The sequence below is a fragment of the Sphingomonas sp. Ant H11 genome, from assembly GCF_000797515.1.
GTDB lineage: Bacteria > Pseudomonadota > Alphaproteobacteria > Sphingomonadales > Sphingomonadaceae > Sphingomonas.
Genome location: NZ_JSBN01000094.1, coordinates 1 through 25,780, shown reverse-complemented (window position 1 = coordinate 25,780; position 25,780 = coordinate 1). Strand labels below are relative to the sequence as shown.

Below are 25,780 nucleotides of genomic sequence, written 5' to 3'. Positions count from 1 at the left end.
TGCAACCGCGACGAGGCCTGCGAGGAAAAGACGCTTAGACATCGAGCCGCATCTCCCCGATGGCGGGGTCGGTCCGGCCCGGTCGCCCGTTTTCGACCTTGCCCGCGAAGCGACGCAAAAACGCGGGATCGTCGGGCGAGCGTATCGTCAGATCATACCAGCGGTCGCTCGCCGCCAGATCCCAGCGGTCGCGCAGCGTTGCACCGGCGGGCACGGTGAAGGCACGGGTTCGCAGGGTCGACGCTGGATAGGCCGGGTCGAGCGTGATCGTATAGCGTAGTGGCACAGTAGCGGGGTTGGCGAGCGAGAGTTCGACCGCATCCTGGCTGGGCAATGCGAGCAAGCGACCTCCGCCGTGCCCGCCAGCGTCCCGGCATAACGGCGCAGCAACCCGTCGGGGCCGATCACGCTCAGGTCGTAGCGGTCGGTGACGGTGCCGTCGTCATGCCACTGCGTGCTGGCATAGTGGTCGCCCGCGCCGATCGTATAGTGCCAGGGGCCGCCGCGATCGTGATTGTCGTGGACGGTCAGCACTGCACCGGTCGTGCCGCGGTTGACCAGGTCGAGGCGGAAGCGCCGATCCGCGTCGACCCGAGCGAGGATGTCGAGCCGATAGGGCAGGGCGCGGGCAGGGCGTTGCCCGGACATTTGCCGGGATGCGCTTTGCACCGCCGGAATCGCGGTGGCGCGCCCGGCCTGCGAACGCGCGATGCGCTGTTCGAAATCGGCGGTGCCGGGCAAGGCGAGGCTCGCCCAGTCGCGATTGGGTTGTGCGAAATCGAAGGCGGAGATGAGATCGCCACACACTGCGCGCCGCCACGGACCGATATTGGGCTCGGCCACGCCGAAGCGCGCCTCCAGAAAGCGCAGTACCGACGTGTGGTCGAACAGTTCGGAGCAGACGAAACCGCCCCGGCTCCACGGCGAGACGAGGAGTGCGGGCACGCGAATGCCCAGGCCGATCGGCTGCGCGCCCTGATTGTCGCCGCTGGCATAGTGTTTTGCTTCACCGGCGATCGACACCGTGCTGTGGCCCGGCAAGTCCCCCACCGGCGGGACGGGGGACGGCATATGGTCGTAAAAGCCGCCGCTCTCGTCATAATTGACGATGAACACCGTCTTGGCGAAGACTTCCGGATGGTCGACCAACGCGGCGATCAGTTCGGCGCAGAGATGTTCGCCGCGCGCGGGCACGGCGGTCGGATGTTCGGACAGGTCGGCGGCGGTGACGATCCACGACACCTGCGGCAAAGTCCCCGCCGCCAGATCGCGCCGGAAGCCCTCGACCAGTTGCTCCCCGTCCGAACGGGTGCGGTCGGCCCCGGTCTTGTGCTCGCTCACCCACGATCGACCGCGCCGATACAAAGCGGAATCGCGCGCGCAGGGGCGGAAGGCGGGAAACACCGACAGCGTGTTGTCGCCGAAATTGTCATATTCCTGATAGACCTTCCAGCTTACGCCCGCTTGTTCCAGCCGCTCGGCATAAGTGGTCCAGCGATAGGCATCGGGGCGCAGCGGCTGGTCGGTCGCCATGTCGGCGCTGGGCGTTTCGTCCTCGCCATAATTGTCCATTTCGGGATCGCCGCCGACCGTGCCACCGCCATTGCAGCCGGTGAACAAATGCAGCCGGTTGGGATAGGTCTGCGTCAGCGTCGAAGCGTGATAGGCGTCGCAAATCGTGAAAGCGTTGGCGAGCGCGTAATAGAAGGGCAGGTCGCCCGCGCCATAATGCAGCATCCGCTGGTGCAATTGCCGCGTCGCGCCCCAGCGATCGCACCGACCCCGGTTGAAGATGGTGAGATTGTGCTGATGGCCCTGTTCGGAGCCATCGACGCGGAACGACTGCGTCGTGGTCGAATCGCCGTGGAAGGGCAGCACGAAGCCATCGGGATGCTGCGCGCTCGGTTGCGCCCACACGCTGCCCCCGCCGGGGAGGCGCAGCGGGCGTGGATCGCCCAGCCCGCGCACGCCATTATAGCTGCCAAAATAATGATCGAACGACCGATTTTCCTGCATGAAGATCACGACATGCTCGACATCGCGGATCGTGCCGGTCGGGCTGTTGGCAGCGATCGCGGCGGCGCGCTCGATCAGACCCGGCAGCATCCCGGCTGCGCCCGCACCGGCCCCCGCCGCCATCTGCAGAAAGCGCCGTCTGGTCGCATCGTTCACAGGTATTCTCCGTCGATCCGGGGCGAATGTCGCCACCAGGTCATAAATCTGGTATAGTCCAGTTAAACGACAATCGTGCGACAGTCGCGCTTCGGATCGCCGCTTCTGCAAAGGAAAATGCCCATGCCCGCCGCCCTTATCGACCAGATTTACGCGCTGTTCGCCGAGTATGGCGACGATCGCTATGGCGAGGAGGTCGATCAGCTGCAGCACGTGCTGCAAGCGGCGCAGGCCGCGCGCGAGGATGGCGCGTCGGACACGCTGATCGCGGCGGCGCTGCTCCATGACATTGGTCAGTTCGTTGACGGGGCCGGGCTCGCTGCCGATCTGCACGGCGCGGACGCGCGGCACGAGGAGTTGGGTGCGGCGCTGCTCGCCACGGCCTTTCCGCCCGCAGTGTATGAGCCGGTGCGCCTGCACGTCGCCGCCAAGCGCTATCTCTGCGCGGTCGAGCCCAGCTATGAGGCGGGCTTGAGCGCTGCGTCGGCACTCAGTCTGCGCTTGCAAGGCGGGGCGTTCGATGCGGCGGGCATCGCGGCGTTTGAACAGGAACCGTATTTCGCCGATGCGGTGGCGCTGCGCCGCTATGATGATATCGGCAAGCAGCCCGATTGGCAGGTGCCCGATCTCGCCAGCTATCGTCCGCTGCTCGAACGGCTTGCGGTGCGTCCGCTGGCGTGATCCTCCGGCTTCGGCCATGATCGGGCCTATGCAGAAGGCAGCAGAAGCGGGGTCAGGTCCGCATTATCTCGCGCTACGCGATCGTCTGGTCGAGGAGATCGCCTGCGGCGCGCTGGGAGCGGGCGCGCGGTTGCCGTCCGAGCGGCGGCTTCAGCTTGGGTCGGGCGCGGCGCGCGGCACCGTGCGTGAAGCGCTGTTCCAACTGGAGGCGGAGGGGCTGATCTATCGTCGCGACCGCAGCGGCTGGTATGTCTCGCCGCCGCCTGTGGTCTATGACCCGACGCGCTGGGCGGGCTTCATGACCTATGTCGCCGAGCAAGGCCGCGTGCCGACGACCGAAACGCTGCACAAGCATACGGTGGCGGCAGCGGCGGTGGATGCGGCGGTGTTCGGCTGCGCGGTTGGCGCGCCGCTGTACGCGCTCGCCCGCCGCCGCGCGATCGACGGGCGGCCGGTACTGATCGAGCGGATCCTGGTCGATCCTGCGATCGCGCCCGGCCTGATCGATCACGATCTGGATGGGTCGCTAACGGCGGTGCTGACCGGGCGGTATGGCGTGCGGGTGGTGCGCAACCATGTCGAGATGCGACCGTGCGCGCTGATCAAGGACATCGCGCAGGCGCTGGGCGTCGCGTCGGGCACGCCGGGGCTGCTGGTGGTGCGCCGCAGTTACGATGCGGCGGATCGCATCGTGGAATATGACCACGAATATTGGCGGCACGAGGCAATCCGCGTCCTGGTCGAGGTGCGCACGCGCGATTAGCGCTTGGCGAGCGCATAGGCCTGGGTTCCGTGGGTGAGGACGCGATCCTCCGGCAAAAGCGTGGCCACGGGTATGTCCGGTGTACCGGCCAGCGCCTCGTAAAGCGGCGCGAAATCGGTCTCGACCGTCACGCGCAGCAGTTCGTCGAAGCTCGGGATCACGAAATAATTCTGCTGGAAATCGTCAATCCGGTAGTCGGTGCGCATCACGCGCTTGAGATCGAAGGCGATGCGGTTGGGGCTGGCATCGTCGAGCGCAAAGCGGCTTTCGGCAAAGCTGGAGACGATGCCCGCGCCATAGATGCGCAAACCCTCGGGCTCGGCGATCAGGCCGAATTCGACCGTATACCAGTAAAGCCGCCCGAGATATTTGAGCGCATCCAGGCCCTGCGCGCGCTGCCCGCCGCGCCCATAAGCCGCGAGATAATCGGCAAAGACCGGGTCGGCGAGCATCGGCACATGGCCGAACACGTCGTGGAACACATCGGGTTCCTGCAGATAATCGAGCTGGTCGGGGCGGCGGATGAAATTGCCCGCGACGAAGCGACGATTGGCCATGTGATCGAAAAACACGTCGTCGGGCACCAGCCCCGGCACCGCCACGACTTGCCAGCCGGTGAGCTTCATCAGCCGCTCCGATAGCTCCTCGAAATCGGGAATGCCGGGTTTGGACAGCTTCAGTACATCCAGCCCTCGTAAATAGGCGTCGGAGGCGCGGCCCGGCAGTAATTTGGCCTGGCGCGCGAACAACGTATCCCACACGCGGTGCTCCTCCTGGGTGAAGTGCGCCCAGTCTTGCGGGATCGTCCAATCATCCGCCGCGTTGGCTGGTGGGCGGTCGAGAACATGCGTTTCTTCGGTCATGACTTCAGGGTAGCACAGCCATAGCAGGGCAGGAAACGGGTTGCAGATGAAAACGACTTTTCAGCGCGCTGTGCGACCGGAATCGGCGATGAAGCCACCATCGAAGCTGTTATGGGCGCTGGAGGTGCCGCGGGGTGCCTGGGGCCTTGCCTCGCTTGCGGGCGCGCGCACGATGCTGGCGCAGGCTCCGCGTGGTGACGGGCGAGCGGTGATGCTGCTGCCGGGGCTGTTCAACAGCGATGCTTCGGGGGTGTTCCTGCGGCGCTATCTGCGTAGGCTTGGCTATCGCGCCGAAGGCTGGGGGCTCGGGCGCAATCTCGGCGCGCGCACGATCGGGCCGGAGGGCGAGCGGCTGTTGGCACGGATCCGTGCGATGTATGACGAAACGGGCGCACCGGTGACGCTGATCGGGGTCAGCCTGGGCGGGATCATGGCGCGCTTCGCGGCACACCGTCTGCCCGGCATGGTGCGCGAGGTGGTGACGATCAGTTCGCCCTTCGCCGGCGACCCGCGTGCCACCAACGTGTGGCGCGCGTTCGAGTTGTTGACCGGGGAGCGCGTCGATGCCCCGCATGTCCGCGCGCAAAGCGCACTGGTGGCGGAGCCGTTGCCGGTGCCGAGCACCGCGATCTGGAGCCGCAGCGACGGGCTGGTCAACGGCATGATCTGCCATGATGCCGCCAGCCGCGCGATCGAAGTACGGAGCAGCCATGTCGGGGTGCAGGTGCGCCCGGCGGTGATGCTGGCGGTGGCGCGCGTGCTGGGCGGCGGGGCGACCTAACGCACCCGCCGCCATGTGCCGGTTTAGCGTTCGGCGTGGGGCCGGTATTGATCGCAATCGTCGCGATTTTGCGCGCGACATTCCTTATATTGCCGTTTCAGATCCCGTCCTTCGCGCGCTTCCTGCTTGCGCATCTTGCGGCCGTAATTGCGATCGGCTTCGGACTGACTCGTCGTCGTCCAGTCGACCGCCTTGCTGGTCGCGCGCACGGGCAGGGTGGCGACATTGACCACCGTCTTGGCTAGGCAACCGCCGCCAAGCAGCGGGAGCAGGGCGGCGACAGCGATCACGGATTTGCGCATTACTGGCCTTTCGCCTTGGCACGCCGAGCATTGCGCGCGTCCACGCCGATATACGCGAAGTCTGTGAAGAAACCATCGATGCCGAGATTGAGGAAGCGCGTGATTTCCTCGGCCAGCTTACCGCGCGCGACGGGGTCGGTGCCGATACGCAGCGATGGCGGCAGGAACATGTTTTCCGCGCGGAAGGTCCAGGGATGGAGCCGCAGCCCGACGGCATGGGCGTCCGCCACCAGCGTGGACGGGGCGGCATCGCCGCGCTGGATCATGTCCTTATTGGGGCCGATCCCGTACGCATAAGCCGCGACGGCCTTGAGCCCTTCGGGTGTCGCCATCGCGGCGTAGCTCGGTGCGGCGTTGTCGGCGGGGGCGCCGGTGGCGTCAATCAACTGGATCAGGCGCAGGCCGGTCATGCTGTGCAATTGCTTGAGGTTGTTGACCTCGAACGACTGGATGAACACCGGGTCGCTCGGCTTGGACCAGCCCGCCGCGTTCAACTGCGCGACGAGGCGGGCCTCCATCGGATGGCCGATGCTGGCGAAATAGGTCGGATGCTTGGTCTCGGGATAGATGCCGACGACGCGGCCACCGACCGAATGTTTCTTGGCGAGCGCGATCACCTCCGCCAGCGTCGGCACGTCGAACTGGCCGTCATATTTGGCGTTGTCGGGGCGAACCTTGGGCAACCGCTCGATCGCGCGCAGCGTCTTCAACTCGGCGAGCGTGAAATCCTCGGTAAACCAGCCGATGTGGGTTTCGCCGTCGATCACCTTGGTGGTGCGGCGTGCGGCGAATTCGGGATGCTTGGCGACATCGGTGGTGCCGGTAATGTCGTTTTCATGGCGCGCGACGAACACGTCGTCCTTGGTCAGCACCAGATCGGGCTCGATGAAATCGGCACCTTGTTCGATCGCCAGCGTATAGGAGGCGATGGTATGTTCGGGACGCAGCCCGCTCGCGCCGCGATGCGCGATGACGATAGGGGAGGAAAGCGGCTTCACCGGCACAGTCTGCGCCATTGCGCCGCCCGATGCCAGCAGCAGCGCCGCCATACCGGCTATTCGCGTGCGCGCGATCCCTTTAAGAAGGGCGGGCGTGCGCCGATATACGGAAACCAAAGCGTTCATAATCGTTACCCCAAGCTCAACGGGAGGCGAGCCTCAATGCATTTCACCATCAATGGCGCGACCCATACGGTCGAGCCCGATATCCGTGCCTCACTGCTCGATGTGCTACGCGAACATCTCGGGCTGACGGGAACGAAGAAGGGCTGCGACCATGGCCAGTGCGGTGCGTGCACGGTGCTGGTCAACGGCCGACGGATCAATGCATGTCTCACTTTGGCGGTGATGCATCAGGATGATGACATTCTGACGATAGAAGGACTTGGCAGCGCAGAGGACCTGCATCCGCTGCAGGCCGCCTTCATCAAACATGACGGTTATCAATGCGGCTATTGCACGCCGGGGCAGATTTGTTCGGCGGTCGGGATGCTCGATGAGATGGCCAAGGGCTGGCCGAGCCATGTCAGTGCCGATCTGGAAACGGTCACGCTCGACGGGGCTGAGATTTCGGAGCGGATGAGCGGCAATCTGTGTCGCTGTTCGGCCTATCCCAATATCGTCGATGCCATTGCCGAAGTCGCGGGGGCGGAGCGCGCATGAAGACCTTCACCTACAGCCGCGCCGAGAGCCCCGAAGCTGCGGTCGCCGCCGGTGGCCGCTTCATTGCGGGCGGCACCAATTTGCTCGATCTGATGAAGCTGCAGATCGAAACGCCGGAGAAACTGGTCGACATCAGCCGGCTCGATCTCGCACGGGTCGAGCGGCGCGGCGATGGCGGGCTGACGATCGGGGCGTTGGTGCCCAATAGCGACCTTGCTGCGAACATGCAGGTGATCGCCGATTATCCGGTGCTGAGCCGCGCTTTGCTCGCTGGAGCCTCCGGGCAATTGCGCAACAAGGCCACGACCGGCGGCAATCTGCTCCAGCGCACGCGTTGCCCGTATTTCTATGATACCGCGATGGCGTGCAACAAGCGCGACCCCGGCGCGGGCTGTTCGGCGATGGACGGGTTCAACCGCAATCTCGCGATTCTCGGGACCAGCGAGCAGTGCATCGCCACCAACCCCAGCGACATGGCGGTGGCCTTGCGCGCGCTGGATGCGACGATCGTCACGCTCACCTCTGACGGTGACAAGCGCCGGATCGCGATCGGCGATTTCTATCGCTTGCCGGGGGATACGCCCGAAATCGAGACGGTGCTCCGGCCGGGCGAACTCATCACCCATGTCGAACTGCCCGTGCCGCCTGCCGGTGCGCAGGCCTATCGCAAGGTGCGCGACCGCGCGTCTTATGCCTTTGCCTTGGTGTCGGTGGCGGGGGTGGTTGCGGTTGTGGACGGGAAGATCGCCTCCGCCGCGCTGGCGTTTGGCGGGCTTGCGCCGATGCCGTGGCGCGACTCGGCGGTCGAGGCCGCGCTGGTCGGGCAAGCGCCGAGTGACGCCGTGTTTGCGGCTGCGGCGGATGCGCTGCTGGCCGACGCCAGGGGGCCACGGCGCGAACGATTTCAAGATACCGCTCGCGCGCCGGACGCTGATCGCGACGCTGCGCACGCTGACAGGAGCAGGTGCATGAGCGACTTTACGATGGATGCCGATCATCCCGGCCTCGCAATGGATCGCGGCGTGCAAGGCGTGCTCGGTGCCGCGCTTGACCGCAGCGAAGGCGCGCTCAAGGTCAGCGGCGCGGCACATTATGGTTATGAGCATCTGGTCGAAGGCGAGGTGGCGTACGGCTATCTGATCACAGCGCCCGCCGCCAAGGGTAAGGTGACGGGCATCGATACCGATGCCGCGCGCGCGCTACCCGATGTGCTCGACATCATCGTCGATGATCCGCGCATCCCGCGCCAGGCGGCGGCGTTCGGCCCGGCTCATACAGGGAACGACGAGATCGACCATTGGGATCAGGTCGTCGGCGTTGCGGTGGCGACCAGTTTCGAGGCGGCGCGCGCGGCGGCGAAGGCGGTGCGCGTGCATGTCGCCATCGAACCCGGCCATTTCGACACGATGGCCGATATCGACAAAGCGAGCGGCCCGCCCAAGGATTCGCGGCTGCAGGACATTGCCAAGGGCGATATCGAAGCCGCCATGGCGCAGGCGGCGGTGACGATCGACCAAATCTATACCACGCCCAACCACGTCCATGCCGCGATGGAGCCGCACGCCTCGGTTGCGATCTGGAATGGCGATTCGCTGACGCTGCATTCCAGTCTGCAGATCCTCAAGGTCGCGCGGCAAGTGCTGGCCAAGTCGCTGGGCGTTGCCGACGAAAAGGTGCGAATCCTGTCACCCTATATTGGCGGTGGCTTCGGCGGAAAGATGCTGGGGCCGGATGCGGTGCTGGCGGCAATCGCCGCGCAGAAGCTCGGGCGTCCGGTCAAGATCGCGATGGCGCGCCGCCAATTGTTCCACAACGTGTATCGCCGCACCGACACCCATCAGCGCATCCGCCTCGCCGCGACCGAAGAGGGCAAGCTGCTGGCGGTCGGGCATGACAGTGTCATTAGCCAAGGTCCCGATGGCGGTTTCATGGAGCCGGTCGCTTTGGGGTCGATCTCGCTTTACGAGGCACCGGTCCGGCATTTCAGCCACAAGGTGGTCACGCTCGACATGGTGATGGCGGGCGCGGTGCGCGCGCCGGGCGAGGCGGTCGGCACGCTCGCTCTGGAAAGCGCGATGGACGAGATGGCCGAGGCGCTGGGCCGCGATCCGATCGACTTTCGCAAGCTGAACGAGCCGAAGGTCGATCCGATGACGGGTGCGCCCTTTTCGACGCGCGGGCTGGTCGCTTGTCTTGATCGCGGGGCGGAGGCCTTTGGCTGGGCCAAGCGTTCGGCGCAACCGGGGCAGGTGCGCGAAGGTGAATGGCTGATCGGCATGGGCGTGTCGGCAGCGGTGCGGATCAACCTGCTGGTCGATTCGGAAGCGCGCGTGACGCTGTCGCCCGATGGCCGCGCGCGGATCGAAACCGACATGACCGATATCGGCACTGGCAGCTACACGATCCTCGCGCAGATTGCGGGCGAGGCGCTGGGGCTGCCGATGGAGCAGATCGACGTGATCCTGGGCGATACCGATTTGCCGCCGGGCGCGGGCTCGGGCGGGTCGTTCGGTGCGGCGAGCGCGGGGTCCTCGGTCGCGCTGGCGTGCGAGGACATCGTCGCGACGCTGGCCGAGCGGATGGGGGCCAAGGCGCAGGACATGACGTTGAAGGACGGTCATGCGGTCGCCGGCAACCGGCGCGTGCCGCTCGCCGAACTGGTTGGTGACGCGCCGCTGGTGGCGATGGGCAAGATTTCGCAAGGCTCCAATGCCCGCACCTTCAGCCAGGCGGCGCACGGTGCGCAATTCGCCGAAGTTGCGGTGAATGCCGTGACGGGCGAAGTGCGCGTGCGGCGCATGCTTGGCGTGTTCGAGGCCGGGCGAATCCTCAACGCGAAGCTGGCGCGCAGCCAGGCGATTGGCGGGATGATCTGGGGCATTGGCTATGCGCTGATGGAGGAAGCGGTGCTCGACCAGCGCCACGGCCAGTTCGTCAACCATGACCTGGGCGAATATCATGTGCCGAGCCATGCCGACGTGCCGCCGCTCGACGTGCTGTTCCTCGAAGAGATCGACACCCATGCCAATCCGATCGGGGTGAAGGGATTGGGCGAATTGTCGATTTCCGGCGCGGGCGCGGCGGTGACCAACGCGATCTACAATGCCTGCGGCGTGCGCGTACGCGACTTTCCGCTGACGCTCGACAAGATAGTGTCCGGTTTGCCGGAAATGTGACTCCTCCCCGGAACGGGGAGGATCAGGAGAAGATGATGGCCGATAACGATTCCGTGCTGAACGCCGCCGCGCAGTGGAAGGGCGCGCCGCTCGCGCTCGCCACGGTGGTATCGACCTGGGGATCGGCCCCGCGCCCGCGTGGCAGCCATATGATCGTCCATGCCGACGGGCGGTTTGAAGGCTCGGTGTCGGGCGGCTGTGTCGAGAGCGACATCTTGGCGACCGCCGCCGAGGTGATTGCGGGCGCGCCGTTCCAGCTCAAAAACTATGGCGTGGCCGATGCCGCCGCCTGGGAAGTCGGCCTGCCGTGCGGCGGCGAGATTTCCGTGCTGGTGCAGCCGGTATCGGCCGAAGGCTTCGACCCCGAACTGTTCGACCGCATTGCCGAGGCGCAGGCGAGCGGCGAGGCGTTGGCGGTGTCGACCGATCTTGCCAGCGGGCAAAGTTCGCTGCGCCCGCTGGAGGGCGCGGCGTTCGTCAATCGCTATGATCCGCCGCGGCGGCTGTTCATCGTCGGTGCGGTGCAGATCGCGCAGGCGCTGGCTGGTCTCGCGCGGCAATTGGGCATCCAGGTGACGATCATCGATCCGCGTGCGCGCTTCCTGACCGAGGAGCGTTTCCCCGGCGTCACGCTCGACGATCGCTGGCCCGACGAGGCGATCGAAGCGCTCGACCCGGGTCCGGCAAGCGCGGTGGTCACGCTCAGCCACGACACCAAGATCGACGATCCGGCGCTGGTTGCAGCACTTGCGCGGCCCACCGCCTATGTCGGCGCGCTCGGTTCGCGCCGCAGCCATGCCGCACGGCGGGAGCGTTTGGCGGCGGCGGGCGTTGCAGACACGGACATCGATCGCATCGATGCGCCGGTCGGGCTCGATATCGGCGCGATCGGCCCCGCCGAAATCGCGCTGTCGATCGCGGCGGCCATGGTAGGAGCGTTCAACCGGAAGGACTGAAGCGATGATCGCGGTCGAAGAGTGCGTGCTGATCCTGCTCGCGGCCGGGCGATCGCGCCGGTTCGGTGACGCGGACAAATTGCAGGAACCCTTTCTCGGCAAGCCGCTGGCCTATCATGTCGTCACTGCGCTGGAGGACGTGCCGTTCAAGGCGCGCTTCGTGGTATGTTCGGGCACCGAGCTCGATTTCGCCAGCCGGGGCTATGCCGTGCTCCACAATCACAATCCCGATGACGGCATGTCGGGATCGGTCAAGCTCGGCGTCGCGGCGGCGCGCGAGATTGGCTGCGCAGCGGTGGTGATCGCTCTGGCCGATATGCCGCGCGTGACCGCGACGCACATCCACCGCTTGCTCGAGGCGGCGAGCGGCCCGGATGCGGTGGTCGCGTCGAGTAACGGGGTTCACAGCAGCCCGCCCGCATTGTTCGGGGTCGATCAGTTCGATGCGCTGATGACGCTGAGCGGCGATGAAGGCGGTCGCGCAATGGTGCGGGCCGGGCGGCATGTGATCGCGCCCGAGGCCGAATTGCTCGATATCGACCGGCCCGAGGATCTCGAACGCTTGCGCGCGTTGCGTTGACTTAGCGCACGTAGCTCGCGCCGTTCACGTCGAGCACTGCGCCCGTCATCGATGGCGGCGCATCGAGTGCGAGGAAGCGGGCGACCTCGGCGACTTCCTCGGGGCTAGCCACGCGGCCGAGCGGAATGTCGGCGAGCAATTTGTCCCCGCCGCGACTCTCCAGATACTCTTCGGCCATGCCGGTCATGGTGAAGCCGGGACAGACCGCAAAGGCAAGAATGCCGTCCTTGGCATAGCCGCGCGCGATGCTCTTGGTCATCGCGACCATGCCCGCTTTGGACGCGGCATAATGCCAATGCTGCGGCGAATCGCCGCGATAGGCGGCGCGGCTGGCGATGTTGACGATCCGCCCACCGGTCCCACGGTCCTGCCAGTGCAGCACCGCGAGGCGGCACAATTCCGCGGCGGCGGTCAGGTTGATGCGCATTGTGCGCTCCCATTCCGCAACCCAGGCGGCATCGTCGCGCGTGATCGGATTGGCTTCGAACACCCCGGCATTGTTGATCAGCACGTCGATCCGCCCGCCATGCGCGGCGAGCGCCGCGTCCCACAGCGCGCGCGGTGCCGCCGGATCGGCAAAGTCGGCCGGGATGCCGCTTGCGGTCCCCTGTCCGATGACGGTGGCACCAGCCGCCTGTAGCGCCGTCAGCGTCGCGGCACCGATACCGCGCGAGGAACCGGTGAGGAGAATATGGGTCATGCGCCCGGTGTAGCGGGCGATCGCGGTCGCCGCCATATCGCTCGCTCGTGATGGCGCGCGGTCAGGCCGCGACGCTGGCCGAGAAGGTATCAGCGGCGCGCTTCAGGCCCCCAAGACGATCATCGACCTCGCCGAAATCGTGTTCGAGCGTTTCGATTTCCCCCGCAACGCTTTCGGTGTCCTCGCGGATCGCGGTGATCGTGTTAGACATCGAATCGGCGGCGAGCGCGGTTTCGTCGACGGCGGCGGTGATCGCGGTGACGGTCTGCGCCTGTGCCTCCATCGCGTAGCGGATGCGGTTGGCGCTTTCCTGCACCTCGGCCACGGTCGATTTGATCGAGGCGTTGGTCGCGACGGTCGAGCGCGTGGCCGACTGGATCGCGGCGATCTTGGCGGCGATGTCGTCGGTGGCGCGGGCGGTCTGGCTGGCGAGGCTCTTCACTTCCTGCGCAACGACGGCAAAGCCGCGCCCGGCATCGCCAGCGCGCGCGGCCTCGATCGTGGCGTTGAGCGCGAGGAGGTTGGTCTGCCCGGCAATGTCGCGAATGAGCCCGAGGATCGATTCGATCGACTTGGCATGGTCGCTGAGCGTCTCCGACATGCCGACCGCAGCCCCCGCCTGAGTCGAGGCGCGGGTCGCGATTTCGGCGGCGGCTTCGACCTCGGTGCGCGCATCCTCGATCGCGCGGATCAGCCCGGCGGCGGTCTGTGCGGCTTCGCGCATCGCCATCGCCGATTGCTCGGCCGCAGCCGCGACTTCGCTGGTCTTGCCCAGCATCCCGCGCGCCGATCGCGCAGCGCCCTGCGCCTGAATGCGGATGCGATTGCCGAGCGCGGCGGTGCCCTCGATCGATCCGGCGATGGTCGCGCTGAACGCGCTTGACCGCGTGCGGCGCTCGTCGCGGGCCCGCTCGGCATCGCGTGCGCCGAGATGCGATGCCATGACGTCGGCCTCAACCAGCCCAAGTCGCTGCACGCAATCCGCCAGCACCCGCAGCCGGGGGGACCCCATCCCGAGCTTCGCCTCGATCCGTTCGAGCGTACGGCTATGCGCGAAGCTCAACGAGGTCAGCAGCGCTGGCAACGGAATATTGGCCTTTTGCGAATCGGTGGCGTGGCGGATCGCCATGCGCATCCAATCGTCGTCCAGCGGCGCGGCATATTTGGCGCGGGTATATTTTGCGCTGTGCGCCACGCGCGCGGACAGATAGTCGGGCGTGAAGAACCCCCGGATATGCGCCGTTTGCGGCAGCGAGAGATAATACTCCCAGAAAGCGCGCGCGATTTCGCCTTCATGGCCGACGATGGCGTCCGCAATTTCGGCGGAGGCGGCGGCGACACTGCCATCCCAATCATAGTCCGCGACGCGCGCGGCGGCAGTGCGGCTTACGCCACTCCACCCGCCGGCGGTCGCGCCCTCGGGCGTCCCGCTTCCAGCCATGTCAGATCCTCTCCAGGGCTCATGCAGCGACTTTCGCGACGAATTCGCTCGCGCTGTTCTTGAGCATGCCAAGTTTCGTATCGAGCGAGTCGAAACCGCGCCCGACGCGGTCGATCTCGGAGGCAACGCTTTCGGTGTCCTCGCGGATCGCGGTGATGGTGTTGGACATCGAATCCGCGGCCAGCGCGGTTTCATCGACGGCGGCGGTGATCGCGGTGACGGTCTGCGCCTGCGCTTCCATCGCATAGCGGATGCGGTTGGCGCTTTCCTGCACTTCCGAAACGGTCGCCTTGATCGAGGCGTTGGTCTCGACCGTCGAGCGCGTGGCGGACTGGATCGCGGCGATCTTGGCGGCGATGTCGTCGGTCGCGCGTGCGGTCTGGTTGGCGAGGCTCTTCACTTCCTGCGCAACCACGGCAAAGCCGCGCCCGGCATCGCCCGCGCGGGCGGCCTCGATCGTGGCGTTGAGCGCGAGCAGATTGGTCTGCCCGGCAATGTCGCGGATGAGACCGAGGATCGATTCGATCGACTTGGCGTGGTCGCTGAGCGTCTCCGACATGCGACCGCAGCACCAGCCTGGGACGAGGCGCGCGTCGCGATTTCGGCGGCGGCTTCGACTTCGGTGCGCGCGTCCTCGATCGCGCGGATAAGCCCGGCGGCGGTTTGCGCTGCTTCGCGCATCGCCATCGCCGATTGCTCGGCTGCTGCGGCGACTTCGCTGGTCTTGCCCAGCATTCCGCGCGCCGAGGTGGAGGTTTTGACCGATTGGCCGCGCAGCACTTCCGATTCCTGGGTCGCCTGTTCGACTGTGGCAGCGATTCCTTCGCGGAAGTCGATCGCCAGCCGGTCGCGTTCGCCGCGCGCGGTGTGAGCGCGGAATGCGTTGTAGATTTCGACGGTGATCTCGGCTTCGAGGCCGGTCAGGCGCATCACCGTATCAATGAACGTCGGCAAGCGCGGGTCGTCCGATTTCACGCGCTTGAACAGAATTTCCAGAGCGGCTCGATCGCTGGCGCAGGTCATCGACAGCAAAGCCATGGTCGAGACCCCCGCCTTGTAGCCCGAGGCGACCGAGCGCTCCATCGACTCGACCCACAGGCGCCCGGACACGTCGCAGAAACGGTGGCGCAGATAGGTGACGCCAAGTTCGACCATCTTGGTTTCTTCATGCGGTTGCCAGCTTTGCGCGCCGGGACTCGCGCGCCGCCACTGGGCCCAGAACGCCAGCGCGATGTCTGCGGCATCGGGCTCCAGGATCGTCCACACGTCGCGTGCCGCACTCTCCAGCGAATTGTCGGAATCGAACGCGCGCAGCCGCGCCCGGATGTCGATCGTCGCAGCAACCGTGCCGGGATTGGGCAATTCATTGACGGTCAAGGCGAAAACTCCGTGTCTGGCATGACCGATGAAGCGGACGGTCCGACACATGGCGTAGCGCGATTTGGTTAATGCGCGGTAAGCGCGGTTGCCGCCCTGCGACGATCGCCCCTTCGATTCGCTCTGGCCAACCGCGCTGCGGGCGATGTCGGCATGTTCGCCACCAGTGCCCGGGGGCGCATGTAGCGATTGCATGCGCACAAGCAGCCTACAAACCTTGCATCGCGCGCTTCGGTGTCTAAGAGAGCACACCTGTATCAGACCGCACATTTCGACCCATCAATCGACGAGGACGTTCCGCCTTGGCCAGCTCTGCTCCCCGCGCCCGCCCGCTCAGCCCGCATCTGTCGATCTGGAAACCGGGTCCGCACATGATCGTCTCGATCGTTCACCGCATCACCGGCGATGGCATGGCGACGGTCGGCACCGTGGTGCTGGTGTGGTGGCTCGCGGCGCTGGCCGGTGGTGCCAAGAGCTATGCGACCTTCACCTTCGTGTTTGGCGAATGGCTGGGCGGGGCGCTCGGCTATCTGTTTGGCATCGGCTTGACGCTGTGCTTTTTTCAGCATCTCGCCACCGGCATCCGCCATTTCGTGCTGGATACCGGGGCCGGTTATGAACTGAAGGGCAATCGCGTCGGGTCGATCGCGACGATGGTATTTTCGGTCCTCGCGACCGTGGCCTTCTGGGCCTATTTGCTGATGGTGAAATAAGATGGGCAATGGAACCGAACTCGGCCGCGTGCGCGGCCTCGGCAGCGCCAAGGAAGGCGCGCATCACTGGTGGGCGCAGCGTGTCACCGCAGCGGCAAACCTGTTCCTGATGGTCTGGTTCTTCGTCGCGATCGCGCGGATGCCTGCTTATGATTACGACACCGCGCGCGGCTGGCTGCAATCGCCCTGGGCGGCGATCCCGATGGGCTTGCTGATCGTGTCGGTCTTCTACCATTTCCGACTCGGCCTGCAGGTGCTGATCGAGGATTATGTCCACGGCGCAGCACGCGTCGCGTGGCTGCTGATCCTCAACTTCTTCACTTTCGGCACCGCCGCCATCGCCCTTTTCGCGATCCTCAAGGTCGCCTTCACCGCCACCACCGGAGCGCCGCATGCCTGAGGCATATAAGATCATCGACCATACCTATGACACGGTTGTCGTGGGTGCCGGGGGCTCGGGCCTGCGCGCGACGATGGGCAGCGCCGAAGCCGGGCTGAAGACCGCGTGCATCACCAAGGTGTTCCCGACGCGCAGCCACACCGTGGCCGCACAGGGCGGCATCGCCGCCAGCCTCGGCAATATGGGCCCGGACCACTGGACCTGGCACATGTACGACACCGTCAAGGGGTCCGACTGGCTCGGCGACCAGGACGCGATCGAATATATGGTCCGCGAGGCACCGCAGGCGGTGTATGAGCTGGAACATGCCGGTGTGCCGTTCAGCCGCACCAACGAAGGCAAGATCTATCAGCGTCCGTTCGGCGGCATGATGCAGAATATGGGCGAAGGCCCACCCGCGCAGCGCACCTGCGCCGCGGCCGACCGTACCGGCCACGCGATGCTCCACGCTCTGTATCAGCAGAGCCTGAAGTATGACGCAGACTTCTACATCGAATATTTCGCGCTCGACCTGATCATGGAAAACGGCGTGTGCCGTGGCGTGATCGCGTTGTGCATGGATGACGGCTCGATCCACCGTTTCCGCAGCCATGCGGTCGTGCTGGCGACGGGCGGCTATGGCCGTACCTATTTCTCGGCGACGTCCGCCCATACCTGCACCGGCGACGGCGGCGGGATGGTGCTGCGCGCCGGGCTGCCGTTGCAGGACATGGAATTCGTCCAGTTCCACCCGACCGGCATTTACGGCGCGGGCGTGCTCATCACCGAAGGCGCGCGCGGCGAGGGTGGTTACCTGACCAACTCCGAGGGCGAGCGCTTCATGGAGCGCTACGCGCCGAGTGCCAAGGATCTCGCCAGCCGCGACGTCGTGTCGCGCTCGATGGCGATGGAAATGCGCGAGGGGCGCGGCGTCGGCAAGGAGAAGGATCATATCTTCCTTCACCTCGACCATATCGACCCCAAGGTGCTGCACGAGCGGCTGCCCGGCATCACCGAGACCGGCAAGATCTTCGCCGGTGTCGATCTGACGCGCCAGCCGCTGCCGGTCACGCCGACGGTGCATTACAATATGGGCGGCATCCCGTGTAACTTCCACGGCGAAGTCGTGCAGTTGAAGGACGGCAACCCCGACAGCGTCGTGCCGGGCCTGTTCGCCGTGGGCGAGGCGGCGTGCGTCTCGGTGCATGGCGCGAACCGTCTTGGCTCCAACAGCCTGATCGATCTCGTGGTGTTCGGCCGCGCGACCGGGCTGCGCCTGAAGGAGACGCTCAAGCCCAACACGCCGCACGGGCCGCTGCCAAAGGGCTCGGAAGAGCTGGCGCTCGGCCGTCTCGACCATTTCCGCAATGCTAAGGGCGGCTCGCCGACCGCGGCGATCCGGCTGGAGATGCAGCGCACGATGCAGAAGAATTGCGCGGTATTCCGCGACAATGCGCTGCTCAGCGAAGGCGTCGAGAAGATTGGTGCGACCTATAGCCGCCTGGCCGATGTCGATGTGCAGGATCGCTCGCTGATCTGGAACACCGATCTCGTCGAGACGCTCGAACTCGACAATCTGCTGGCGCAAGCGGTGGTGACGATGAACTCGGCGGCCAACCGCAAGGAAAGCCGCGGCGCGCACGTCAACGAGGATCATCCCGATCGCGACGACGTCAATTGGATGAAGCACACCACCGCGACCTTCACCGGTTGGGGCGGCAAGGACGGCACGGTCGATCTCGGCTTCCGCCCGGTGCACGACTACACGCTCACCGACGACGTCGAATACATCAAGCCCAAGAAGCGCGTATACTGATCGCGCGTCCCGGCCCTCCCTCTGCAAGGGAGGGCGGGATCTTGCCAATCGCGCCGGAACTCTCGCGCGCGTCGGAGGTTTGCGCGCTCATGTCCCAGCCCCGCTATCCCCTGCTCGCCAACCCGCACATTCGCTTGTCGGGGCCGGTCGACCAGATGATGTATTCAAGCTTCCGCCAGCAGCTCGAGCAATGCCCGGGCGAGGGCACGCTCGTCATCGCCCTAACGACGCTGGGTGGCGACCCCGAGGTCGCGCGGACGATGGCCGACGATATCCGTTTGCTCGAGGATCATGACGGGCGCGAGATTCTGTTCCTGGGCAAGGTCGCGGTCTATTCGGCAGGTGCCACGTTCATGGCGGCCTTCCCGGTCGATCGCCGCTTCCTCACGCGGCACACGCGGCTGATGATCCATGAGCGCACGATCACCAAGACGCTCAACCTCAACGGCCCGCTGCGCATGGTCGTCGCCTCAATCAAGGCGGCTTTGCACGAAGTCGAGCATTCGATCCTGATCGAGGAGGAAGGCTTTCGCGACATCGTGATGGGCAGCCGAGTCGATTTCGAGGAACTGCGCGAAAAGGCTCCGTCCAACTGGTACATTGAGGCCGAGGAAGCCCGCGCGCTGGGGCTGGTGCTCGACGTGATTTAACCGCGTATCGCGGCGGCGCTGGCGGGCGGTGCCGGAATTTCCGGCACCGCCCTTCGCTTACAGCGAGAAGCCGCCGTCGATGTCGATCGCCGCGCCGGTGATGTACGACGCTTCGTCGCTGGCGAGGAAAGCGGCAAGCGCTGCCACCTCGTCCGCTTTGCCATAGCGGCCGAGCGCGATGCCGGGGGTGAGCAGCTTGGCGATTTCGCCATCGGCGGGATTGAGGTCGGTGTCGATCGGGCCCGGCTGGATGACGTTGACCAGAATGCCGCGTGATCCCAGGTCACGCGCCCAGCCGCGCACCAGCCCGGCCACCGCCGCCTTGGTCGCGCCGTAAATGGCGCCGCCTGCGATCGGCATGGTGTGCGCGTTGATGCTGCCGATCACGATGATCCGTCCACCATCGGCGATCAGCGGCACTGCCGCTGCGGTGCCGGCGAACACGCCGTCGACATTGACACCGAACTGGAGCCGGAACGAGTCGGCCGGATCGGTTTCGATCGAGGCGAAGTCGGCGATTCCGGCATTGTGGACAAGGATGTCGAGCCCGCCGAGCTTTTCGATCGCCTCCTTGATGGCGGCGCGCTGGGCGACGGGATCGGCACTGTCGGCCTGGATTGCATAGCCCTTCCGGCCGGCGGCGGTGATCGCACCGACGGTCTGGTTGGCGGCGTCCTGATTGCCGGCAAAGGTGATGACGACGTCGGCGCCATCGGCGGCGAGCCGACGGGCGATCGCCGCGCCAATCCCGCGCGATCCGCCGGTCACGATTGCTTTCTTGCCCTCGAGTCTGCTGGTCATGATGCGAATTCCCTGGCGCGGCCCGCCCGCTGGAGGGTCTTCGGCGCTGCCTCGCAAATGGCGTTGCGCCCTGCGCGTTCAACGCGCCGTGCCGCTACTTATTCTTTGCATCGTCAAAGATTGATGCGTCGGGGCACCGGCATGGACAATCGCAGTTGCAGCAATTCGTCGCCATAGGGGTTTGCGAGCGGGCCCCTGCTTGTGTACGGCCTATAAGACTCTAGGGCGGTGTACCGCTCCCCACGGATGGAAAGCGCGAGCAAGCGATGGCCGAATTCTCTCTTCCCGCCAATTCTAAGATCAAGAAGACCGGCAAGGTGCATAAAGCCGCTGCCGAGGCGTCGCGGACCAAGAATTTCAAAATCTACCGCTACGATCCCGATGCCGGCGAAAACCCGCATTACGACACGTTCGAGGTCGATCTCGATTCGTGCGGGCCGATGGTGCTCGACGCGCTGATCAAGATGAAGTCCGAGCAGGACAGCTCGCTCACCTTCCGCCGCTCGTGCCGCGAGGGGATTTGCGGATCGTGCGCGATGAACATCGACGGCACCAACACGCTCGCCTGCACCAAGGCGATCGAAGACGTGAAGGGCGACGTGCGCATCACGCCGTTGCCGCATATGGAAGTGATCAAGGACCTGGTCCCCGATTTCACGCATTTCTATGCGCAGTACAGCTCGATCAAGCCGTGGCTGCAGACCGTCACGCCGCCGCCCTCGGGCAAGGAGCGGCTGCAGTCGCCGGAAGATCGCGAAAAGCTCGATGGCCTGTACGAGTGCATCCTGTGCGCGTGCTGTTCGACGTCGTGCCCGAGCTATTGGTGGAATTCGGACAAGTTCCTCGGCCCGGCGATCCTGTTGCAGGCCTATCGCTGGCTCGCCGACAGCCGCGACGAGATGACCGGCGAGCGGCTTGACGATCTGGAGGATCCGTTCCGCCTGTATCGCTGCCACACGATCATGAATTGCGCGAACGTCTGTCCCAAAGGTCTGAATCCGGCCAAGGCGATTGCCGAGATCAAGAAGCTGGAAGTCGAACGGATCGTATAACGCCCTCTCCTGGAGGGAAGGGTTGGGGTGAGGCCGACGGTCGCCTGCGTCACCCTAATCCGCGCTGCGGGGGCTGTCGTCTCCCGCGGGGAGCAGGCTATCGGGGATCGTCGCGTTTTTGACTGAAGCTCCTTTTTCGTATGACGACGATCCCGATCTGCCGGGATGGAAGCGCTGGCAGTTTCGCGATCCGACGCGCTTCAACAGCTTTATCGAGCCGTTGCTGGTCAAGGTCGAAGGCCCGATCGCGCGGGTGCGGATGCTGCCGCGGCACGAACATTCCAATATGCGCGGCGATGTGCATGGCGGGGCCTTGCTCGGTTTCATGGATGTCGCGCTGTTCGCGGCGGCGCGCGGCTTCGGTGTCTTGCAGGCGGGCGGGGCGGTGACGCTCGATCTGTCGGCGCAGCTCATCGGGGGCGGCGCGATCGGCGTTCCGCTGGAGGCGCATGTCGAATTGCTGCGGGAAACGCGCAACATGCTGTTTCTGCGCGGGCTGATTGTCCAGGACGCCACGCCGACGATCGCCAGTTTCACGGGCACGCTCCGCAAATCGACGCCGCCGGGGGCCAATCAGTGAGCCGCAGAGCGTCCGTCCGCTTCGTTCAAGCGCCGAGCGGCGACAGATGACCGACATCCTCAAGCGCTATGATGCGCTGCTCGCGTCGGGCGAGCTCAAGCCCGATCCGGAACAGGCGGCGGCGGCGCGGCGGCTGGCGGATCTCGCCACGGCGCTGCAGGCAACACCCAAGCGTGGTTCCACCTTGTGGCGAGCGCTGGGCCGCAAGCCCGCGCCACCCCGTGGCCTTTATCTGTGGGGCGGGGTCGGGCGCGGCAAATCGATGCTGATGGACTTGTTCTACACCAGCCTCGATATCCGCCGGAAACGGCGCGTGCATTTTGCCGAATTCATGCTGGAGGTGCACCAGCGCCTCGCCATCGAACGCGCCAAGGAGCAGGGCGATCCGATCCCGGGCCTTGCCCGTGCGCTGGCCGAGGAAGCGCGGCTGCTCGCCTTTGACGAGATGATGGTGACCAACAGCCCCGATGCGATGATCCTGTCGCGGCTGTTCACGCACTTGCTCGAGGAAGGCGTGACGGTGGTGACCACTTCCAACCGCCCGCCGATCGATCTCTACAAGAACGGCCTCAACCGCGAGCATTTCCTGCCCTTCATCGCCTTGATCGAATCGCGGCTGGACGTGATCGCGCTCAACGGCCCGACCGATTATCGGCGCGACCGTTTGGGTCAGGTCGATACCTGGCTGGTGCCCAACGGCCCGGAGGCGACGCGCATCCTTTCGGGCGATTTTTTCCGCCTCACCGATTTCCCGGTCGAGGATCGCGCGCACGTGCCGTCCGAGGATTTGACCGTGCAGGGCCGCACGCTGCATGTGCCCAAGGCGCTGAAAGGCGTCGCGGTGTTCAGCTTCAAGCGACTGTGCGCGGAAGCGCGCGGGCCCGCCGATTACATCGCGATCGCCCGGCGCTTTCATACGGTGATTCTGGTCGGCATTCCCAAATTAGGGCCGGAAAACCGCAATGAAGCGGCGCGGTTCGTGGCGCTGATCGACGCTTTGTATGAGCATAAGGTCAAATTGCTGGCGGCCGCAGATGCCGAACCGGCGCAGCTCTACGAAAAGGGCGATGGCCGCTTCGAGTTCGACCGTACGATCAGCCGCCTGGAAGAGATGCGTTCGGAAACCTATCTGGCGCAGGGGCATGGCGCGGACTGAACCCGCTTAACAGCGGCGTGTTGGCGCGTTAAGGGAGTTGCTGCCCTTGGGAGCCATGCCATGCTCGTGACCACTACCGAGAATGTCCCCGGCCACACCGTGCGCGCGACGCTGGGTCAGGTGTTTGGCGTTGTCGTGCGCAGTCGCGGGATTGGCGGCAACATCACCGCCAGCCTGCGCTCGATCGTTGGTGGCGAGATTCCCGAATATACCAGGCTGGTCGAGGATACGCGGCGGCACGCGATCGACCGGATGGTGGCCAACGCCACGCTGATGGGGGCGAACGCGGTGGTGATGATGCGCTTCGACTCGGGCGAGATCGCGCAGGCGATGAACGAGGTGGTCGCGTACGGCACCGCCGTGCTGCTCGATCCCGCGCCCGAATGAAGCCCCGGCGATGATGCTGCGTACCTTCGTGCTGGTCGCCGCCGCGCTGTTTTTGACGGCCGCGCTGATTGGCGTGGTGCTGGATCCGGGAACGTGGCCGACGGTCGTCGCGGCCGGGCTGCTGGCGGGTGGCATTGCGTTTGAGCGCGTGCGCTACGGCGCGGTGCAGCGCGCGCCCCAGGGGCCTGACTGGCGCGAGACGTCGGAGCGTTTCATCGACGATGCGTCGGGCAAGCCGGTGTCGGTATGGTTTGATGCGAAGACTGGCGAGCGGCGGTACGTGGCAATGGAGCACCCGGATGTCAAATAATTGCACTTGCGAACCATGTGCAATAAGCCTTGACAAAGGCGTTCTCTTTCGGGTTGCCCCGCAGGGAAACCGGCCTAAGCCGCGCGCGTTCAGGCCGAACGCGGCCGAGACAGGTCGGCCGCACGCGGCCACAGCGAAGAAGGACATTCGATGGCTCGCAAGAAGATCGCGCTGATCGGCGCCGGCAACATCGGCGGCACGCTCGCCCATCTCGCAGCACTGAAGGGCCTGGGCGATGTCGTTCTGTTCGACGTGGTCGAAGGCGTACCGCAGGGCAAGGCGCTCGATCTCAGCCAGTGCTCGCCGGTCGAGGGCTTCGATGCCAAGATCACCGGCACCAATGATTACAAGGACATCGCGGGCGCGGACGTCATCATCGTCACCGCCGGTGTCGCGCGTAAGCCCGGCATGAGCCGCGACGATCTGCTCGGCATCAACCTCAAGGTGATGAAGGCCGTCGGCGAGGGCATCGCCGCCAACGCGCCTGACGCGTTCGTCATCTGCATCACCAACCCGCTCGATGCGATGGTGTGGGCGCTGCGCGAATTTTCGGGTCTGCCGCACAACAAGGTCGTCGGCATGGCCGGCGTGCTCGATTCGGCGCGCTTCAGCCACTTCCTCGCCGAGGAGTTCGATGTTTCGGTCAAGGACGTGACCAGCTTCGTGCTCGGCGGCCACGGCGACACCATGGTCCCCGTGATCCAATATTCGGCGGTGTCGGGTATCCCGGTTCCCGACCTCATCAAGATGGGCCGTTCGACTCAGGAAAAGATCGACGCGATCGTCAAGCGTACGCGGGGCGGCGGCGGCGAGATCGTTGCGCTGCTCAAGACCGGTTCGGCTTATTATGCGCCTGCCACCAGCGGCATCGCGATGGCGGAAGCTATCTCTATGACCAGAAGCGCGTGCTGCCGGCAGCGGCGCACCTGACCGGCCAATATGGCATCGACAATCTCTATGTCGGCGTGCCGGTGGTGATCGGTGCAGGCGGCGTCGAGCAGGTGGTCGAGATCGAACTCGACGACGAAGCCAAGGCGAACCTTGCCGTGTCGGTCGATGCGGTCAAGGAGCTGCTGGTTGCCTGCAAGGCGATCGATTCGAGCTTGAACTAAGGGAGTAAGTACCACCCGCGAACGCCGGGGCCCAGTTGTGGAACGCTGGCGATGAACGGACACGCTTATGTCTACATCATGGCCAGTCAGCGCAACGGCACGATTTATCTGGGTTCGACGGTAAATCTGGCCAAGCGCGCCTGGGAGCATCGCAACGGACTCGTTGAAGGGTTCACGAAGCGATACGGGTGCAAGCTGCTGGTTTGGTACGAAGCCCGAGCCGACTGGGAAGATGCAAGGCAGCGCGAGCTGCAGATGAAGGAATGGAGGCGGCGCTGGAAAGTCGATGAGATCGAAGGGCTCAACCCGGATTGGGAAGATCTCTACGACCGGATCGCGCAGCCATGAGCCGAATCGCAACTGGGCCCCGGCGTTCGCGGGGTGGAATTGAACGAAGAGCAGGACCCTTATGAGCATCCTCGTCGACAAGAATACCAAGGTCATCACCCAGGGCATGACCGGGGAGACCGGCAGCTTCCACACCAAGGCGGCGCTGGAATATGGCACGCAGATGGTGGGCGGCGTTACCCCGGGTAAGGGCGGCACGACGCACCTCGATCTGCCGGTGTATGACACCGTGGCCGAGGCGGTCGCCAAGACCGGCGCGACCGCATCGGTAATCTACGTTCCACCGCCCTTCGCAGCCGACTCGATCCTCGAAGCGATCGATGCGCAGGTGCCGCTGATCGTGACGATCACCGAGGGCATTCCCGTGCTCGACATGGTCAAGGTCAAGCGCGCGCTGTCGGGCTCCAAGTCGCGGTTGATCGGCCCGAACTGCCCGGGCGTGCTGACGCCTGGCGAGTGCAAGATCGGCATCATGCCCGGCAGCATTTTCCGGCAGGGTTCGGTCGGGGTTGTCAGCCGTTCGGGCACGCTTACCTATGAAGCGGTGTTCCAGACGTCGAATGCAGGTCTCGGTCAGACGACCGCGGTCGGCATCGGTGGCGATCCGGTCAACGGCACCAACTTCATCGACGTGCTCGAGCTGTTCCTCGCCGATGAGGCGACCAAGTCGATCATCATGATCGGCGAAATCGGCGGCTCGGCTGAAGAAGAGGCGGCGCAGTTCCTGATCGACGAGGCCAAGCGCGGCCGCAAAAAGCCGATGGCAGGTTTCATCGCGGGCCGCACGGCACCTCCGGGCCGTCGCATGGGCCATGCCGGTGCTATAGTAAGTGGCGGGCAGGGTGGTGCCGAAGACAAGATCGCGGCGATGGAAGCCGCCGGGATCCGTGTCGCGGACTCGCCCAGCGAGCTCGGCACCACCTTGTTGGCGGTGTTGAACGGTTAAACAAGAACCTTCTCCCGGTGGGAGAAGGTGGCCCGTCAGGGCCGGATGAGGGTGACGGGCACAGTGCCCGATGTCCT

25 protein-coding genes and 4 pseudogenes are annotated in these 25,780 nt (G+C 65.3%); 20 read left to right on the top strand and 9 right to left on the bottom strand.

Annotated elements, in window-relative coordinates; all coding sequences use genetic code 11:
- Nucleotides 1-34 precede the first annotated feature (34 nt).
- Nucleotides 35-286, bottom strand: a complete 252-nt coding sequence (locus tag NW75_RS26770) for a phospholipase domain-containing protein (RefSeq protein ID WP_231565262.1) — start codon at nt 284-286, stop codon at nt 35-37.
- A gap of 116 nt (nt 287-402) precedes the next feature.
- A pseudogene (locus tag NW75_RS16460) lies at nt 403-2,106 on the bottom strand (phosphocholine-specific phospholipase C); the annotation flags it as partial.
- A gap of 189 nt (nt 2,107-2,295) precedes the next feature.
- On the opposite strand from NW75_RS16460, the gene NW75_RS16455 reads away from it, so the two are divergent.
- Entirely contained in the window at nt 2,296-2,853 is a 558-nt protein-coding gene (locus NW75_RS16455; RefSeq protein WP_081988801.1) for an HD domain-containing protein, read from the top strand.
- Between the two features lie 28 nt (nt 2,854-2,881).
- Complete coding sequence (locus NW75_RS16450) at nt 2,882-3,616, top strand: UTRA domain-containing protein (protein ID WP_033966228.1); 735 nt, start codon at nt 2,882-2,884, stop codon at nt 3,614-3,616.
- On the opposite strand, the gene phhA is transcribed toward NW75_RS16450, so the two are convergent.
- Nucleotides 3,613-4,479, bottom strand: a complete 867-nt coding sequence (gene phhA / locus NW75_RS16445; protein ID WP_033966227.1) for a phenylalanine 4-monooxygenase — start codon at nt 4,477-4,479, stop codon at nt 3,613-3,615. The genes NW75_RS16450 and phhA overlap by 4 nt on opposite strands.
- A gap of 88 nt (nt 4,480-4,567) precedes the next feature.
- On the opposite strand from phhA, the gene NW75_RS16440 reads away from it, so the two are divergent.
- Nucleotides 4,568-5,260 (top strand): alpha/beta fold hydrolase, encoded by a 693-nt coding sequence (locus tag NW75_RS16440; RefSeq protein WP_033966246.1) that lies wholly within the window; start codon nt 4,568-4,570, stop codon nt 5,258-5,260.
- A 23-nt stretch (nt 5,261-5,283) separates the two neighbouring features.
- On the opposite strand, the gene NW75_RS16435 is transcribed toward NW75_RS16440, so the two are convergent.
- Nucleotides 5,284-5,562, bottom strand: coding sequence for a hypothetical protein (locus tag NW75_RS16435; RefSeq protein ID WP_033966226.1), 279 nt, complete (start codon nt 5,560-5,562; stop codon nt 5,284-5,286).
- Nucleotides 5,562-6,611 (bottom strand): glycerophosphodiester phosphodiesterase, encoded by a 1,050-nt coding sequence (locus NW75_RS16430; RefSeq protein WP_081988798.1) that lies wholly within the window; start codon nt 6,609-6,611, stop codon nt 5,562-5,564. Before NW75_RS16430 ends, NW75_RS16435 begins: the two co-directional genes overlap by 1 nt.
- 111 nt (nt 6,612-6,722) lie before the next feature.
- Here NW75_RS16430 and NW75_RS16425 point away from each other — a divergent pair, with 111 nt between their 5' ends.
- From NW75_RS16425 to NW75_RS16410, 5 genes and pseudogenes are all read left to right on the top strand, one after another.
- Nucleotides 6,723-7,223 carry a 2Fe-2S iron-sulfur cluster-binding protein gene (locus tag NW75_RS16425; protein ID WP_137902839.1) on the top strand — a complete coding sequence of 167 codons (501 nt, stop codon included), beginning with the start codon at nt 6,723-6,725 and terminating at the stop codon, nt 7,221-7,223.
- Nucleotides 7,220-8,195: pseudogene (locus tag NW75_RS24595) on the top strand (FAD binding domain-containing protein). The gene NW75_RS16425 and the pseudogene NW75_RS24595 overlap by 4 nt, the downstream one beginning before the upstream one ends.
- A complete protein-coding gene (locus NW75_RS16420) occupies nt 8,192-10,399 on the top strand; it encodes a xanthine dehydrogenase family protein molybdopterin-binding subunit (protein WP_033966242.1) in 2,208 nt (735 codons plus the stop codon). Before NW75_RS24595 ends, NW75_RS16420 begins: the two are co-directional and overlap by 4 nt.
- A gap of 35 nt (nt 10,400-10,434) precedes the next feature.
- Nucleotides 10,435-11,355 carry an XdhC family protein gene (locus tag NW75_RS16415; RefSeq protein ID WP_033966240.1) on the top strand — a complete coding sequence of 307 codons (921 nt, stop codon included), beginning with the start codon at nt 10,435-10,437 and terminating at the stop codon, nt 11,353-11,355.
- Nucleotides 11,356-11,359: 4 nt separating this feature from the next.
- Entirely contained in the window at nt 11,360-11,935 is a 576-nt protein-coding gene (locus NW75_RS16410; protein WP_033966225.1) for a nucleotidyltransferase family protein, read from the top strand.
- A 1-nt stretch (nt 11,936) separates the two neighbouring features.
- Here NW75_RS16410 and NW75_RS16405 read toward each other — a convergent pair whose 3' ends face one another.
- The 3 genes and pseudogenes from NW75_RS16405 to NW75_RS27495 all read right to left on the bottom strand — a co-directional run bounded on the left by NW75_RS16405 (nt 11,937) and on the right by NW75_RS27495 (nt 15,438).
- The gene (locus tag NW75_RS16405; protein ID WP_033966238.1) at nt 11,937-12,635 is read right to left on the bottom strand and encodes an SDR family NAD(P)-dependent oxidoreductase; all 699 of its coding nucleotides are present in this window, start codon (nt 12,633-12,635) and stop codon (nt 11,937-11,939) included.
- 61 nt (nt 12,636-12,696) lie between these two features.
- Entirely contained in the window at nt 12,697-14,076 is a 1,380-nt protein-coding gene (locus NW75_RS16400) for a methyl-accepting chemotaxis protein (protein ID WP_033966224.1), read from the bottom strand.
- A gap of 19 nt (nt 14,077-14,095) precedes the next feature.
- Nucleotides 14,096-15,438 (bottom strand): annotated as a pseudogene (locus NW75_RS27495) (methyl-accepting chemotaxis protein).
- 317 nt (nt 15,439-15,755) lie between these two features.
- Between NW75_RS27495 and sdhC the strand changes: the two are divergent.
- From sdhC to NW75_RS16375, 4 genes are all read left to right on the top strand, one after another.
- Complete coding sequence (sdhC, locus tag NW75_RS16390) at nt 15,756-16,166, top strand: succinate dehydrogenase, cytochrome b556 subunit (RefSeq protein WP_081988796.1); 411 nt, start codon at nt 15,756-15,758, stop codon at nt 16,164-16,166.
- Nucleotide 16,167: 1 nt separating this feature from the next.
- Nucleotides 16,168-16,566: a succinate dehydrogenase, hydrophobic membrane anchor protein gene (gene sdhD, locus NW75_RS16385; RefSeq protein WP_033966222.1), complete on the top strand. Its 399-nt coding sequence runs from the start codon at nt 16,168-16,170 to the stop codon at nt 16,564-16,566.
- Nucleotides 16,559-18,361 (top strand): succinate dehydrogenase flavoprotein subunit, encoded by a 1,803-nt coding sequence (gene sdhA / locus NW75_RS16380; protein ID WP_033966221.1) that lies wholly within the window; start codon nt 16,559-16,561, stop codon nt 18,359-18,361. Before sdhD ends, sdhA begins: the two co-directional genes overlap by 8 nt.
- An 89-nt stretch (nt 18,362-18,450) precedes the next feature.
- The gene (locus tag NW75_RS16375; protein WP_033966220.1) at nt 18,451-19,011 is read left to right on the top strand and encodes an ATP-dependent Clp protease proteolytic subunit; all 561 of its coding nucleotides are present in this window, start codon (nt 18,451-18,453) and stop codon (nt 19,009-19,011) included.
- Between the two features lie 57 nt (nt 19,012-19,068).
- Here the strand turns inward: NW75_RS16375 and NW75_RS16370 are convergent, their stop codons facing one another.
- Entirely contained in the window at nt 19,069-19,812 is a 744-nt protein-coding gene (locus NW75_RS16370; protein ID WP_033966219.1) for an SDR family NAD(P)-dependent oxidoreductase, read from the bottom strand.
- 266 nt (nt 19,813-20,078) lie between these two features.
- Here NW75_RS16370 and NW75_RS16365 point away from each other — a divergent pair, with 266 nt between their 5' ends.
- The 8 genes and pseudogenes from NW75_RS16365 to sucD all read left to right on the top strand — a co-directional run bounded on the left by NW75_RS16365 (nt 20,079) and on the right by sucD (nt 25,703).
- Nucleotides 20,079-20,864: a succinate dehydrogenase iron-sulfur subunit gene (locus tag NW75_RS16365; protein ID WP_033966218.1), complete on the top strand. Its 786-nt coding sequence runs from the start codon at nt 20,079-20,081 to the stop codon at nt 20,862-20,864.
- Nucleotides 20,865-20,982: 118 nt separating this feature from the next.
- Complete coding sequence (locus NW75_RS16360) at nt 20,983-21,444, top strand: PaaI family thioesterase (protein WP_033966217.1); 462 nt, start codon at nt 20,983-20,985, stop codon at nt 21,442-21,444.
- 46 nt (nt 21,445-21,490) lie between these two features.
- On the top strand, nt 21,491-22,600 hold the full coding sequence (gene zapE, locus NW75_RS16355; RefSeq protein ID WP_033966216.1) for a cell division protein ZapE: 1,110 nt from the start codon (nt 21,491-21,493) through the stop codon (nt 22,598-22,600).
- A 60-nt stretch (nt 22,601-22,660) separates the two neighbouring features.
- On the top strand, nt 22,661-22,987 hold the full coding sequence (locus NW75_RS16350; protein ID WP_033966215.1) for a YbjQ family protein: 327 nt from the start codon (nt 22,661-22,663) through the stop codon (nt 22,985-22,987).
- 10 nt (nt 22,988-22,997) lie between these two features.
- Nucleotides 22,998-23,297 (top strand): hypothetical protein, encoded by a 300-nt coding sequence (locus NW75_RS16345; protein WP_052192463.1) that lies wholly within the window; start codon nt 22,998-23,000, stop codon nt 23,295-23,297.
- A gap of 150 nt (nt 23,298-23,447) precedes the next feature.
- Nucleotides 23,448-24,409, top strand: a pseudogene (mdh, locus tag NW75_RS16340) (malate dehydrogenase).
- A gap of 51 nt (nt 24,410-24,460) precedes the next feature.
- The gene (locus NW75_RS16335) at nt 24,461-24,757 is read left to right on the top strand and encodes a GIY-YIG nuclease family protein (RefSeq protein ID WP_033966214.1); all 297 of its coding nucleotides are present in this window, start codon (nt 24,461-24,463) and stop codon (nt 24,755-24,757) included.
- 61 nt (nt 24,758-24,818) lie between these two features.
- Nucleotides 24,819-25,703 (top strand): succinate--CoA ligase subunit alpha, encoded by an 885-nt coding sequence (gene sucD, locus NW75_RS16330; RefSeq protein WP_033966213.1) that lies wholly within the window; start codon nt 24,819-24,821, stop codon nt 25,701-25,703.
- Nucleotides 25,704-25,780: the final 77 nt, after the last annotated feature.

Coding starts and splice junctions, on each gene's coding strand:
- NW75_RS16455 (WP_081988801.1), top strand. CDS start 2,296: ATGCCCGCCGCCCTTATCGACCAGATTTACGCGCTGTTCGCCGAGTAT.
- NW75_RS16450 (WP_033966228.1), top strand. CDS start 2,882: ATGCAGAAGGCAGCAGAAGCGGGGTCAGGTCCGCATTATCTCGCGCTA.
- phhA (WP_033966227.1), bottom strand. CDS start 4,479: ATGACCGAAGAAACGCATGTTCTCGACCGCCCACCAGCCAACGCGGCG.
- NW75_RS16440 (WP_033966246.1), top strand. CDS start 4,568: ATGAAGCCACCATCGAAGCTGTTATGGGCGCTGGAGGTGCCGCGGGGT.
- NW75_RS16435 (WP_033966226.1), bottom strand. CDS start 5,562: ATGCGCAAATCCGTGATCGCTGTCGCCGCCCTGCTCCCGCTGCTTGGC.
- NW75_RS16430 (WP_081988798.1), bottom strand. CDS start 6,611: ATGGCGGCGCTGCTGCTGGCATCGGGCGGCGCAATGGCGCAGACTGTG.
- NW75_RS16425 (WP_137902839.1), top strand. CDS start 6,723: ATGCATTTCACCATCAATGGCGCGACCCATACGGTCGAGCCCGATATC.
- NW75_RS16420 (WP_033966242.1), top strand. CDS start 8,192: ATGAGCGACTTTACGATGGATGCCGATCATCCCGGCCTCGCAATGGAT.
- NW75_RS16415 (WP_033966240.1), top strand. CDS start 10,435: ATGGCCGATAACGATTCCGTGCTGAACGCCGCCGCGCAGTGGAAGGGC.
- NW75_RS16410 (WP_033966225.1), top strand. CDS start 11,360: ATGATCGCGGTCGAAGAGTGCGTGCTGATCCTGCTCGCGGCCGGGCGA.
- NW75_RS16405 (WP_033966238.1), bottom strand. CDS start 12,635: ATGACCCATATTCTCCTCACCGGTTCCTCGCGCGGTATCGGTGCCGCG.
- NW75_RS16400 (WP_033966224.1), bottom strand. CDS start 14,076: ATGGCTGGAAGCGGGACGCCCGAGGGCGCGACCGCCGGCGGGTGGAGT.
- sdhD (WP_033966222.1), top strand. CDS start 16,168: ATGGGCAATGGAACCGAACTCGGCCGCGTGCGCGGCCTCGGCAGCGCC.
- sdhA (WP_033966221.1), top strand. CDS start 16,559: ATGCCTGAGGCATATAAGATCATCGACCATACCTATGACACGGTTGTC.
- NW75_RS16375 (WP_033966220.1), top strand. CDS start 18,451: ATGTCCCAGCCCCGCTATCCCCTGCTCGCCAACCCGCACATTCGCTTG.
- NW75_RS16370 (WP_033966219.1), bottom strand. CDS start 19,812: ATGACCAGCAGACTCGAGGGCAAGAAAGCAATCGTGACCGGCGGATCG.
- NW75_RS16365 (WP_033966218.1), top strand. CDS start 20,079: ATGGCCGAATTCTCTCTTCCCGCCAATTCTAAGATCAAGAAGACCGGC.
- zapE (WP_033966216.1), top strand. CDS start 21,491: ATGACCGACATCCTCAAGCGCTATGATGCGCTGCTCGCGTCGGGCGAG.
- NW75_RS16350 (WP_033966215.1), top strand. CDS start 22,661: ATGCTCGTGACCACTACCGAGAATGTCCCCGGCCACACCGTGCGCGCG.
- NW75_RS16345 (WP_052192463.1), top strand. CDS start 22,998: ATGATGCTGCGTACCTTCGTGCTGGTCGCCGCCGCGCTGTTTTTGACG.
- NW75_RS16335 (WP_033966214.1), top strand. CDS start 24,461: ATGAACGGACACGCTTATGTCTACATCATGGCCAGTCAGCGCAACGGC.
- sucD (WP_033966213.1), top strand. CDS start 24,819: ATGAGCATCCTCGTCGACAAGAATACCAAGGTCATCACCCAGGGCATG.